At 66.8% G+C, this 11864-nt stretch carries 12 protein-coding genes; 7 read left to right on the top strand and 5 right to left on the bottom strand.

The genetic code is table 11. The features are described from left to right. Positions 1 to 67: 67 nt before the first annotated feature. A complete protein-coding gene (locus tag Q368_RS0105520; RefSeq protein ID WP_029457961.1) occupies positions 68 to 1708 on the bottom strand; it encodes a glutamate synthase-related protein in 1641 nt (546 codons plus the stop codon). Positions 1709 to 1950: 242 nt separating this feature from the next. On the opposite strand from Q368_RS0105520, the gene Q368_RS23755 reads away from it, so the two are divergent. Together Q368_RS23755 and Q368_RS25530 are read left to right on the top strand one after the other, a co-directional pair. Further along, positions 1951 to 2445 (top strand): hypothetical protein, encoded by a 495-nt coding sequence (locus tag Q368_RS23755; protein WP_029457960.1) that lies wholly within the window; start codon positions 1951 to 1953, stop codon positions 2443 to 2445. Further along, positions 2442 to 2609 carry a hypothetical protein gene (locus Q368_RS25530; protein ID WP_156955638.1) on the top strand — a complete coding sequence of 56 codons (168 nt, stop codon included), beginning with the start codon at positions 2442 to 2444 and terminating at the stop codon, positions 2607 to 2609. Before Q368_RS23755 ends, Q368_RS25530 begins: the two co-directional genes overlap by 4 nt. 13 nt (positions 2610 to 2622) lie before the next feature. Here Q368_RS25530 and Q368_RS0105505 read toward each other — a convergent pair whose 3' ends face one another. Continuing rightward, complete coding sequence (locus Q368_RS0105505; RefSeq protein ID WP_029457959.1) at positions 2623 to 3468, bottom strand: DMT family transporter; 846 nt, start codon at positions 3466 to 3468, stop codon at positions 2623 to 2625. Between the two features lie 109 nt (positions 3469 to 3577). On the opposite strand from Q368_RS0105505, the gene Q368_RS0105500 reads away from it, so the two are divergent. The 4 genes from Q368_RS0105500 to Q368_RS0105485 all read left to right on the top strand — a co-directional run bounded on the left by Q368_RS0105500 (position 3578) and on the right by Q368_RS0105485 (position 6968). Beyond that, entirely contained in the window at positions 3578 to 4147 is a 570-nt protein-coding gene (locus Q368_RS0105500) for a class IV adenylate cyclase (protein WP_052360035.1), read from the top strand. Continuing rightward, positions 4117 to 4719: a transglutaminase-like domain-containing protein gene (locus tag Q368_RS0105495; RefSeq protein ID WP_029457957.1), complete on the top strand. Its 603-nt coding sequence runs from the start codon at positions 4117 to 4119 to the stop codon at positions 4717 to 4719. Before Q368_RS0105500 ends, Q368_RS0105495 begins: the two co-directional genes overlap by 31 nt. A gap of 256 nt (positions 4720 to 4975) precedes the next feature. Further along, positions 4976 to 5293, top strand: coding sequence for a hypothetical protein (locus Q368_RS0105490; RefSeq protein WP_029457956.1), 318 nt, complete (start codon positions 4976 to 4978; stop codon positions 5291 to 5293). 154 nt (positions 5294 to 5447) lie between these two features. After that, positions 5448 to 6968 carry a sigma-54-dependent Fis family transcriptional regulator gene (locus tag Q368_RS0105485; protein WP_029457955.1) on the top strand — a complete coding sequence of 507 codons (1521 nt, stop codon included), beginning with the start codon at positions 5448 to 5450 and terminating at the stop codon, positions 6966 to 6968. 68 nt (positions 6969 to 7036) lie between these two features. Here Q368_RS0105485 and Q368_RS0105480 read toward each other — a convergent pair whose 3' ends face one another. Both Q368_RS0105480 and Q368_RS0105475 read right to left on the bottom strand, forming a co-directional pair. Then, positions 7037 to 7780, bottom strand: coding sequence for a DUF6125 family protein (locus tag Q368_RS0105480; RefSeq protein WP_029457953.1), 744 nt, complete (start codon positions 7778 to 7780; stop codon positions 7037 to 7039). 257 nt (positions 7781 to 8037) lie between these two features. Further along, positions 8038 to 9843: a HAMP domain-containing methyl-accepting chemotaxis protein gene (locus Q368_RS0105475; protein WP_029457952.1), complete on the bottom strand. Its 1806-nt coding sequence runs from the start codon at positions 9841 to 9843 to the stop codon at positions 8038 to 8040. 530 nt (positions 9844 to 10373) lie between these two features. Between Q368_RS0105475 and Q368_RS0105465 the strand changes: the two genes are divergently transcribed. Then, entirely contained in the window at positions 10374 to 10841 is a 468-nt protein-coding gene (locus Q368_RS0105465; RefSeq protein ID WP_029457949.1) for a phosphatidylglycerophosphatase A family protein, read from the top strand. 425 nt (positions 10842 to 11266) lie between these two features. Here Q368_RS0105465 and pal read toward each other — a convergent pair whose 3' ends face one another. After that, entirely contained in the window at positions 11267 to 11782 is a 516-nt protein-coding gene (pal, locus tag Q368_RS0105460) for a peptidoglycan-associated lipoprotein Pal (protein ID WP_029457948.1), read from the bottom strand. Between the last annotated feature and the right edge of the window lie 82 nt (positions 11783 to 11864).

The following is an 11864-nucleotide window of genomic DNA, read 5'->3' as shown; positions in this document are numbered from 1 at the left end:
AATGCCTCGAAAAATAGAATCGGGGCGCGCCGGTCCTCCGGCGGACCGGCGCACCCCGATTGCCGCCCTAGCCGAGCAGGATCTTGCGGGCCAGGGCGTCCTCTGCGTCGGTGACGAACTCAAGGCCCGTCTCGCGCGCGGTTTCGCGGTTGGCCGCGACCACGTCGTCGCGGGCGATGTCGGCCACGCGGAATTTCCGCGCCCCGGCCAGCAGTTGCTGCAACCCGGCCCCGAGCTTGTCGAGCAGCGTGCAGGTCGCGACCGCGCCCAGGGGAATCTCGGCCATGGCGCGCGCCCCGAGCCGCGCCTTGAGCGTGTGCCAGCCGGCGAAGAGCTGCTCCGGACGCTCGCCCAGGGCCGCCACGCTTTTGGGCAACGCGTCCCAGTTGCCGCCCAAGGTTTCGCGGCGTTCGGGGTAGAGCACGCCCTCGATATTGGAGCCGACGAACCCCGGGATCATCATCGCCCGGCCCATGCAGACGAGCTTCACGTACGGCGCGCCCAGGGCCAGGGCCTTGAAAATGTGGTCCTCGCGGGCGAGCCCCCCGGCAAAGGCCATGTCCGCCGGCCGCCGGCCCGAAGCCGCCAGCAGCGCCGCGTATTCCCGAGCCTTGGCATGCAGCAGGATTGCGGGCACGCCCCAGGTCTCCATCATGTTCCAGGGGCTCATGCCCGTGCCGCCGCCGGCCCCGTCCACGGTGAGCAGGTCGATGCCGGCGTCGCAGGCCAGGCGGATGGCCAGGGCCAGGGCTTCCATGCCGTAGGCGCCGGTCTTGAGCGAAATGCGGGAGAATCCGAGACCGCGCAGGGCGGCGACGGTTTCCAGAAACGCTTCGGCCACGGCCCCGGCATCCGTGGCTTCGACGTAGCCGAGCCGGCTGTGGCGGGCGAATTCCCGCACCGCGCCGGAGGCGAACGCCTCGACAACGGCCGGGTCCTCGGGATCGGGATCCACGAGGTAGCCGCGCGCCTTGAGAAACCGGGCGTAGCCGATGTCCCTGACCTTGATCTCGCCGCCGATGTTCTTCGCCCCCTGCCCCCATTTGAGTTCAATAACGATGTCCGGGCCGTATTTCTCGATGACGTAGCGGCCTACGCCGTTGCGGGCGTCCTCGACATTGAGCTGGACGATGACGCCGCCGGAGTCGTCGGCGTAGCGCCGGTACATGGCGATGCGCCGGTCGAGTTCCGGCGCGCGCACGACGCGGCCGTTCTCGAAGACCGCCGCCTTGTCGATGCCGACGACGTTTTCCCCGATCACGATGGGCACGCCCGCCAGGGCGCAGCCCACGGCCAGACAGTTCCAGTACCGCGCGGCGATCATGGTCGAGCCGAGCGCCCCGGTCATGAGCGGCAGCCTGGCCCTGGTCTTCTGCGCGGCCCCGAAGGACGTCTCCAGGCCCACGTTGGTGAAAAGGCAGTCGTCCGCGTTTTGCGACAGATGCGCCGCCTGCCCCTCGGCCCCGTAGACACGGCCCTGGATGCGCAGTGCGTTGTAGGAGACGCCCGTTTCGCAGGCGTTGCCGCTGCCGGCGGTGATCATGCCGAAATCCCGGGGATAGAGCATGGCGCGCCCGGCCAGGCTCGACAGCCACGTCTCGCACCGGCCGGCGCAGTCCGCCCGGCACAGACTGCACAACCCCGATTCCACCGGCGTGCCCCGGTTGGCGGTCCCCAGCACGTCATTCGTTTTTTGCCACTGCTGCATGCTGTTCCTCATTCGGTTTGATGTGGGCGCTTCGCCAAAAGCATCATGCCCGGCCCGCGCGCGCCGACAACCGTAAACGCCGAAAATTCCCATGCGTCGAGAGGCATCTTCCCGTCATGGTCGGGAGACGCTCCCCGAAAATCCGGGAGATTTTCCCGCATTTCTGCGGGAGGCAGCCCGATTGCAGCAAACGCGGCCCGGAATACATCTGGCCGGGAAAGACAACACAAAGCGAGGAGACGATGCGAGACGACACAAGCCATCCGCAGACGGGCCTGCCCCCGCCGCAAAACCCCATCCCTGCCGGACCGGACGCCCCGAACCGGCGCGCCGTCCGCCTGGACGCCGGGCCGCCAAGCGTCCGGTTTCCGGCCCAGGTCCGAAATTTTCCGCGCCGGGAGCACCTCGCCGGACCGCCGCCGTCGCGGGCCGCGGGGCCGCGCTACGACATGCGCCTGCGCTGCGACCTGGACGCGGCCCAGGCGGCGCGGCTCGGCGACAGGCTGGTGCGGGCCCTAAGCGAAGGCGTGGGACGCATCGTGCTCTGGATCGAGGGCACGCGCCCGCCTTCGATCGAGGCGGCCTGCCTCGTCAACAGCCTGGGCCGGCACATAGGCCGGGAATGCGGCTTCCAGGGCGTGGAAATGCGCGGCCAAGGCCCGGGTTTCCGCGCCCTGGTCGCGGCGTTTCGCCAGGGACAGGCAGGAGCGGTATCCGCGAAGGAGGACCGGCCATGATCTGGGTTTCCGTGTGCGTCGCCATCTGCGCCGTCGCGGGCCTGTGCCGCATCGGCGTCTTCCGCTCCGGGGAAGGCAGCCTGCCGCGCGACTTCGATTTCGACATCTACAAGAACCGGGAACTCAACATGCGGGGGCTTTTCGACAAGACGAAATGGTATTGACCGCGCCGGAGCGTCATGCGTCCGCGCGCCGGCCCGCGAAGACCGCCCGTAGCGTGACCGCGCCGATGACCACGATCCCGCCGAGAACGGCGAAGCGCCCCGGCAACTCGCCGCAGCCGAGCGCCACGAACACGGGATTCAGCACGGGTTCGAGCGTCATGATGCAGATCGCGGTCAGCGCCCGCAACCTTTTGATGCACCAGACATAGAGCGCCAGCGACAGCCCCTGCTGCACGACGCCGAGATAGGCCAGACCCAGCCAGGCCGCGGCGTCGCGCGGCGGGCCGGCGAAGAGAAACGGCAGCCCGGCCGCCGCCGTCAGCAGATGCCCGGCGATGACCGCCGAAACCAGGGACCCGTCGCGCCCGGCGCGCATGGCCAGGGTGAAAACGGCATAGGAAATGCCCGTGCCCACGGCCAGCACGTTGCCCCAAAGTCCTTGGGGCGAAAGCTTGTCCAGGAAGAAAAGCGCCATGCCGCCGACCGTGGCGGCGACAAAGGCCCAATCCGCGGGCCGCGTGGGTTCCTTGAGCACGGTGGGCGCGAAAAGCGCCACGTAGACCGGCGCGGTGTAGGCGAGCAGGATGGCGTTGGCTGCGGTGGTGAGCTTGGTCGCGGCCACGTTGGTGACGAGCAGGCCCGCGTAGCCCAGGGCCGCGCAGACGAAGGGCCGCGTGAGCCGGAAATCGAGCCTGCCGCGAAAAAGGGCCGCAAGGGTCAGCGCCGCAAGCAGGCTGCGCCCGCCCGTGACCGCCATGGGCGAAAGCGGCGCGAGCTTGATCGCAACACCCCCCGTGCTCCACAAAAACGCCGTCACGGCCAGCAGCAGCGCCGCCCGTCCCTGTCCCCGCTCCGCCATGCCGCCGTCCTTTACGCCGCACGCCGCCGGCTTGCCCGCGCGCCCGATACGCGCTAACAGCCCGGCACCATGAACCGGAAACCGTGCGGAGGCAAGGCGCGCCGCGGACATGTTCGAAGCTGAAATCAAATACGCGGCCGACGCGGCCTTTGCCCCGGCCGGGGAGGCGCTCCCGGAGACGGTCTACCGCGACGTCTATTTCGATACGCCGGACGACGTCCTCGCCGCCGCCGGACGGGAGCTGCGGCTGCGCGCGTGCGACGGAGCGACCGTGCTCACCTGCAAGCGGCCGCCCTTCGACACGGACACGGCCTCCAAGGAGGAGCTGGAAACGGTCGTGGCCGACGGCGCGGCCATGGCGGCGATCCTGCAAAGCCTCGGCTATGCGCCGCGCATCGCGTTTTCCAAGCGCGTGCGCCGCCACCGCGACGCCTTCCATGGCCTTGCCCTGGACATCGCCGTGGTCACGGTCGATTTCGCGCCAGAGACGTTCGTCGAAATCGAACACCTGGCGCAAACGCGCGAAGCGGCCCTGGCCGCCCTGCCGCACATCCGCGCCTACGCCGCCGCGCACGGGCTGACCCGCGAATGCCCGCGCGCCTACACCGCCCTGTTCCTGGCGCACCTCGCGCAAAAGGAGAAAACGCCATGCCGGACGCCGCCCTCGCCCCGTACCTGAAAGCCGACGCGGTCATCGATTGGAACGCACCCGCCGTCGCGGCCCAGGCCGCCGCCCTGGCCGCAGGCGTTTCCTCGCCCCTGGCCGTGGCCAGGGCCGCCTTTCTCTTCGTGCGTGACACCATCCGCCACAGCGCCGATTTCCGGCAAAATCCCGTCACCTGCGCCGCCTCGGAAGTGCTGCGCCACGGTACGGGCTACTGCTACGCCAAGGCCCATCTGCTCGTGGCGCTGTTGCGCGCAAACGGCATCCCGGCCGGGCTGTGCTACCAGCGCCTGACGCTCGATCCCGCAACGGACCTGACGCGCTTTTGCCTGCACGGCCTCGCGGCGGTCCATCTGCCGGAGCATGGCTGGTACCGCATCGATCCGCGCGGCAACAAGCCGGGCGTGGATGCCCGGTTCACCCCGCCCGTGGAGCGCCTGGCCTTCGCCATCGTCCACCCCGGCGAAGCGGACCTGCCCGGCATCCATGCCGCGCCGCTGCCCGTGGTCATGGCCGCCCTGCGCCGCCATGCGACCTGGGACGCGCTGCTGGCCGACCTGCCCGACCTGGCCGCGCAGGCGGATTGACGCGATACGGTCATTTTTCGGACATTTTTGTTGCTCTTCCTTCCTTTTTGCAGCTTCCGGCACGACTGCGTGACGGCATGGGTCGTATCGTCCCTCTTTGCGGAGAATTATTTTCCCATGAAATGAGCCCGTTGCACAAAAGTCGTCATGTTTCTCCACAAAATTGGTGTACTTTGCACGGCAATTGCTTATTACTAGCGATAGCCCGGATCGGACCCGGCGCGGGTCCGGACGGAATCCAGACGAGGAGGTCGCCATGGAATCGGCACTGACGCTGCGCAAAACCGCTCCCCCAGAATTGTCCGACGAATCGCTCGCCATCCACCATGTCTCCGTCCTGGAAGTGGAAATCGGCCACGGGGCCATGTCCACCATGCGCAAGGCCATGAAGGAAGTCGCGGCCCAGACGGGCGTGAGCTTCGACGAGGTCATGCGCGGCTTAAGCGGCCATATGTACTGGGTCGAAGCCACGGGAACGCTGCTTTGCGTCATCCCCCTGCCCGATACGGACCTGTACCTGGAAATCCCCGAGGATTTCTGGCGCATCCGCGAGCTCTCCCAGGCCACGCATTAGGCGTCTTTTCGGGGCGGCGCGCGCCTGCCGGCCACGCCGCCCTCTCTTGCCCCGCCACGGCTTTTCCGGCATGCTTCCCGCGTTTCTCCTGCTTCCCCGATAGCCAAGGGGAATCGCGAGCCAAGACGCAACCACCATCCAGCCGGAATTCTCCATGGCCCCACACATCCCCGAATTTCCCAAAGCCCTCTTCGAGGAGCTCGACACCGACAAGTTGCGCCGCCGCTTCCTGGAATCCCTGCTCGAATTCCAGAACGTCGAGCGCGGTTCCCTCTGGGTCAAGCGCGAGGACGGCTACCAGTGCATCGAGGCCACGGGCGGCCCGAGCGAAGAGCAGCTCGTGGGCTTCGTCGTGCCCAAGGACAAGCCGAGCATCGTCGGCTGGGTCATCGAAAACGGCAAGATGACCATCGCCGAGCCGGGCAAGGACAAGCGCCACTTCAAGGAGGCGGAATCCGGGCTCGACGTCAAATCCACGCTGATTCTCTGCTATCCGCTGTCGCTTAAAAACGGCGAAGTCTACGGCGCGGTGGAAATCATCGACACCGCCCACGGCGGCAGCCGCCTCAACCTCGGCAAGGACTATCTCGAGCTGCTCGAGGAATTCATCGCCATCGGCTCCATAGCCCTCGGCAACGCGCTCGCGTTTGCCGACCAGAAAAACGAGACGCAGAAGCTGCGCAAGATCCTCGGCGGGCTCACGGGCGAAACGCCACTCGTGGGCAAGAGCCAGGCCTTCAAGGCGGCGCTCGAAACCGCGCGCAACTATGCCCGTAATGACTTCGCGGTGTGCATCACCGGCGAATCCGGCACGGGCAAGGAATTGTTCGCCCGGGAGATCCACCGCCTAAGCGACCGCAAGGACAAGCCGTTTCTGGTGCAAAACGTCTCCGCCATCCCGGACGCGTTGCTCGAATCGGAGCTCTTCGGCTACAAGAAAGGGGCGTTCACCGGGGCCGACCGGGACAAGGTCGGCCTGTTCGAGGCCGCGGACGGCGGCACGGTTTTTCTGGACGAAATCGGCGACATGCCGCTCTCGCTCCAGGCGCGCATCCTGCGCGTGCTCCAGGAGCACGAGATCAAGCCGCTGGGCGGTGCCAAGACGCAGACCGTGGACGTGCGCGTCATCTCGGCCACCAACCGCGACCTGCCCCGCGCCATCGCCGAAGGGACCTTCCGCGAAGACCTCTTCTACCGTCTCAACGTCCTGCCGCTGCACCTGCCGTCCCTGCGCGAACGGCCCGAGGACATCCCGGAACTGCTCGACTATTTCCTGTCCCGCGACGCCGCGCGCCTGGGCATCGCGCCCAGGAAGCTCTCGGCAGAAGCCCTGGCCGCCCTGCGTCGACGGCCGTTCCCCGGCAACGTGCGCGAGATGGAAAACCTCGTGCGCTACCTGCTCGCCACGGTCCCGGACACGGTCATCGAAGCCGGCGACATCCCGCCGGCAAGCGAGATCGGTATCGTGCGCGCCGCTGCGGCCGATGCGCACCCAACCTCCCCGGACGGCGGCCCCGACCTGGCCGCCTACACCTGGGAAGAGCTGGAACGCGCCTACGCCATGGCGCTGCTGGAAAAATTCAAATGGAACGTGACCAAGGCCGCCCGTGCCGCCGGCGTCAACCGCTCCACGTTCGATTCGAGATTGCGGAAGCTGGGGATTAGTAAAGAGTAGAAAGAGGGAAGAGGCTCCGGCGGCCGGGGGGGATTATCCCCCCCGGACCCCCTAAACGGGGAAAGCCGTTAGCGCGCCAGGGAGAAGCGCCAGGCGCAGGCGCAGTCCTCGCGCGTGATCTCGGGCGGGCAGCTGACGCAGGCGACACGGATGTCCGGGTCGATGCCCGCGGCAAAGGCCGTGTATTCCACCGTGCCGCCGGAAATGCACGGATACGGCGGCAGGCCCTGGCGCGTGCGCGAGAACTGCACGCGGCAGCGCACGATGCGAAACACGAAGGAATCGTCCGTCTCCTCGACGATGTCCCAGGCGTTGACGCGCGAGACGAGCCGCGCGCCGAACGCCGCCTTGAGCGCGGCCAGCCCCCCGCGCTCGGGCAGCCCCAGCGTCGCCCTGGCGCGCACGGCCTCGTAATACCCCAGCCGCGACCAGCAACTGTCATTGACCCGCTTGGCGTCGTGCATGCCCCGCGCGTCTTCCACCTCGCGAAACCACACGCCGTCCGCCGCGAGCCACGACACCGACAAGGCGTCGAGCAGCGCTTCCAAACGCTCGGTCCCAAGGCCGGCCAAAAGCGTCTGCACATCCTCGCCAAGCCCCAGCGCCCGCTCGATGCGCCGCGTGAGCAACGGCAAATATGCGTCGCCCACGCGCGATTCCATGGCCACGGCCGTCTCCGGTCCGAACTGATGCGCCGCCTCGGCCAGCCACAGGCCATAGTGCACCGCAATCTGCCGCACCGCCTGCGCGACATGCGCGGCTAAGGCCTCTGGCGGCCAGGGCGTTGCCCTGGACCCACCGGGGGGGATCATCCCCCCCGGCCCCCCTGGCCCGGTTTTGTCTTGCATAACCCTCCCCCTTTCTTCAGAAAGCTTCCAAAGCAAAAAATCTAAGACTTCGCCCCGTCAGGGGCGACGGCCCCATCTTCGTACCGCCAACGCCAATCCTCCCGGTGCCCGCAGCCCTCCCGCGCCACGACGCCGACCGGGGGGAGTGACTCCCCCCGGTGGGGTCCGGGGCAAAGCCCCGGCGGGTCCAGGGCAGAGCCCTGCCCGCCGGAGGCTCCCCGCTATCCCTCGGTCTGGCCGAGCTCGCGGATAAGCCCCGAGAGCGCGCCGGTCTGGTCGGCCAGGTTCTGGAAATGCTGGGAAGCGTCCTGGGCGCGGTCGGCGTTGTCGCGGGCGATTTCGCTGACACGGTCCATGCTGTCCATGATGGAACGGGCCGACGCTGCCTGTTGTTCGGCGGCGGCGGCGATGGCCCGCACCTGTCCCGCCGAGGCGTCTGCCGCGCCGAGGATGCGGCGCAGCATTTCCCCGGACTGTTCGGCCAGCCCGGCCGTGGCATCCACGGCTTCCATGGTCTTGTCCATGCCGTCCATGTTTTCGTGGGTCATGGACTGGATGGACTTGATGTTTGCGGTCACTTCGCCGGTTGCGGCCATGGTCTTTTCCGCGAGCTTTCTGACTTCGTCGGCGACCACGGCGAACCCGCGCCCGGCCTCGCCGGCGCGGGCCGCCTCGATGGCGGCGTTGAGCGCCAGCAGGTTCGTCTGGTCGGCGATGTCGGAGATGACCTGGACGACCGCGCCGATGCCTTCGGAGCGTTTGCCGAGTTGGCCCATGTCGGCCTTGAGTGTTTCTGCCATGTTCTTGAGGCGGCCCATGGCTTCCATGGTATTCTTGACGATGGCTTCGCCTTCCAGGGCGATCTCGCGCGTCTGACCGGTGGCCGTGGACGCTTCGGCGGCGTTCTGGGCCACATCGGTCACGGCATCGCGCATCTGGCCCATGGCATCGGCCGTGGATTCCAGCTGTTGCTGCTGCTGGCGGGCTCCCTGCTGGATGTCCCGCCCAAGGTGCGTCAGGTCGCGCGTGGCCGCGCCCACTTCGCCGACGACGGAGGTCAGGCCGTTCACGGCCGCGAGCATGGCCCCGTTGGCAGCCTCGACCTTTTGCGCCGCCTCCAGGGCTTCGTTTGCCGCCTGGGCCGAACGCGCGGCCTCGCGGGTGGCCAGGGCCTCCTTGTCGCGAATGGCGTCGAGGTTGCTTTTGAGTTCGCCGGCCATGGCTTCCAGTGCCTGCTGCAACTGGCCCACCTCGTCCGCGCCACGGGCGCTCAAATGCACGTCCAGGTCGCCGGCGGCGATACGCCGGGCCGCCTCGGTCGTTTCCCGGACGGGGCGGGAAATACCCCGGGAGATCATGAGGCTCAGCGGCAGCAGCACGAGCAGGAACATGACCGCGAACACCGCCGCGTCAACGTAGGTCATGCGGTTGCCAAGCGCGCGCATGCGGTCGGCGATTGCCGCACGGGCCTCGTCCACGTTGTCCACATAAACGCCAGTGCCAACCCAGTAGCGGGTGCCGGGAATCATGGTCGCATAGCCGAGCTTGGGCATGTCGCCCTTTCCGGGCTTGGCCCAGGTGAACTTGACGAAGCCGCCCCCGGCCTGTGCCGCCCTGGCCAGCTCGCGCACCGAATACACGCCGTCCGACCCCTTGAGTTCGGACAGATCCTTGCCGGGCAACGTCGGATTGACCGGGTGGGCCACGTTGGTCGTATCAGTGTAGATGAAAAAATATCCCGACCGGTCTTCCTCGAAAAAGGCGTCCTTGATGGCCGCCCGCAGAGAGGCCTCGCGCTTTTCATCGGGAACGGCAGCCAGTCCCGCGGCAAGCGCCGCAGCCAGACTATCCGTGGCCACCTTGATCTTGGCCTTCTCGCCAGCCAGAATGGCCTGTTGCGCCTCCCAAGCCCCGGCATCGGCCAGCCGATACGAGGAATACACGCCGACGCCGAAGATCACGGCGGCGGACAGCGCGGACACGACAAACAAAATCAAGAGCTTCGTGCTGATGGAGAGGTTTCTCAAGGCGGGTACTCCTTGCCTTGCCAAGAAAAAAGGCACGCACGACCCGGACGGGCCGTGCCGGAAAGCACGGACGCGCCCCCTACAGGCTCGCGCCCAGAATCAGCAGGGCCACGTAGGCGGCCGTAACGGTGAACACAAAATTGCGCATGCAGCGCACGAACATCTTGCGCTTGGCCAGCATGAATTCAATCATGCCCAATCGCTCGTCGGGACGGTCACGCATATGTGGCAATCTGTCGATATAATGATCCATATACGACTGTTCCGACAGTAGCAGCAGATAGACGCGCGGTCTGAAATAGAATCTATAATACAAGAGAAACAAGGAGAAATAGGCGACAAAAAGCAGCAGAGAGTAGCGCAGGCTGAGCATTGACACCTTCCTTCCGGGATATGCCGCGCCAAAGGCGCGAGCCACTGTCTCCCATACTTCCCGGCCGAATTCAAGACCGGCACCAGGCCTTGCCCCAGGCAAACGCCCGGTGTAGCTTCACCCCCGCCCCAAAACATCGCTCACGGAGGCTCCGACCATGACCACGGGCGACCGCCTGTCCCTGCTCGTCACCGGCCTCGGCCCCATCGGCAAGATCCCCTACGCCTCCGGCACCTGGGGCTCGGCCGCCGCCGCCCTGGCCGCACCGGCCCTCTTCCTGCCCCTGCCCGGATTCTGGCGCGTCGTCATCCTCGCCGCGCTCTTCTGGATCGGCGGCGTCGCCGGCACACGCGTCGAAAAACTCCTCAACCGCAAAGACCCCAGCCACATCGTCCTCGATGAACTCATCGGACAGTGGATCACCTACCTGCCCTTCGCCACGCTCCCCCCCCTGGAACTCTTCGTCGGCTTCCTGCTCTTCCGCGGCTTCGACATCCTGAAGCCCTCTCCCGTGCGCGCCTCCGAGAACTGGCTGCCCGGCGGCTACGGCGTCATGATCGACGACGTGCTCGCCGGCATCTACGCCTGCCTGTGCCTCGCCATCTTCCACTGGCTGCGCGGTTAAGCTGGGGCGCTGCCCCAAACCCCGTCGGGGAGGTCCAGGAGGGGATCATCCCCTCCTGGCCGCCGGAGGCATCTTCCCCCTTCCCTTTCTCCTCCCCCCCTCCATTTCTCGCGCGGCCTCTCCCCGCCTAAACCAGATTTCACTTGCCCGGGGCTGGCGGAGGGCGGTATGGGGGCGTCAATGCCTTGGAAGGTCCCGGGCAGAGCGGCAGTCACGGCAACGGAGGGTAGTCCCCGTTAACCATTATTCCCATACCGGGCGATTGAGCGCCCCATGGATTCGCCTGAGCGCGTGAAAGATCCTGGGATGACGGGATACCGCCGGTTGCCGGCAGGACGCGACTACGGCGAATCTTTTTTGGGGGCAACAAAAAACGGCCACCGGGAATCCCGGCGGCCGTTTTGGCGTAGTGGCGAAGAAAGCTGCTAGTAGGTGGCGCGGAATTCGTCGCGGCGGTTCTTGGCGTAGGCAGCTTCGCTATGGCCCGGATCCAGGGGACGTTCCTTGCCGTAGCTGACGGTGGACAGGCGGTCGGCGGCGATGCCCAGATTGGACAGGTACTGGGCGGAAGCCTGGGCACGACGCTCGCCAAGGGCGAGGTTGTACTCAGCCGTGCCGCGCTGGTCGCAGTTGCCTTCGACGATCAGCTTGATCTGCGGGTACTGGCGCATGATCTCGGCCTTGCGGGTCAGGATCTGGCGCGATTCGGCGGTCAGGTTGGAGCTGTTGAAAGCGAAGTGGACCATCTGCGCCAGCTCATTGGCGGCCTGACCCATCTTCTCGCGCAGGGCGCGTTCCTGTTCCAGGCGCGCACGCTCCTGGTCTTCCCAACTGGTGCCGGAACCGTCGCCGGGGCCGCCGGCTTTTTTGGCGCAACCAAACCCCGCCAGAGACAGCATGAGCACCAGCATCGACAAAATCACAATCCTCGAACGCATCATTTCTTCTTCCTCCTCACATAAAGCCCGCCCGGGCTTTGCGTAACCAGAGGCTTTGCCCCTGGCCGTTCTCGATGGGCTGGCG

The organism is Solidesulfovibrio alcoholivorans DSM 5433, from assembly GCF_000702665.1.
In the GTDB taxonomy this organism is placed as follows: domain Bacteria; phylum Desulfobacterota; class Desulfovibrionia; order Desulfovibrionales; family Desulfovibrionaceae; genus Solidesulfovibrio; species Solidesulfovibrio alcoholivorans.
This window is presented reverse-complemented; position numbering and strand designations above follow the sequence as displayed.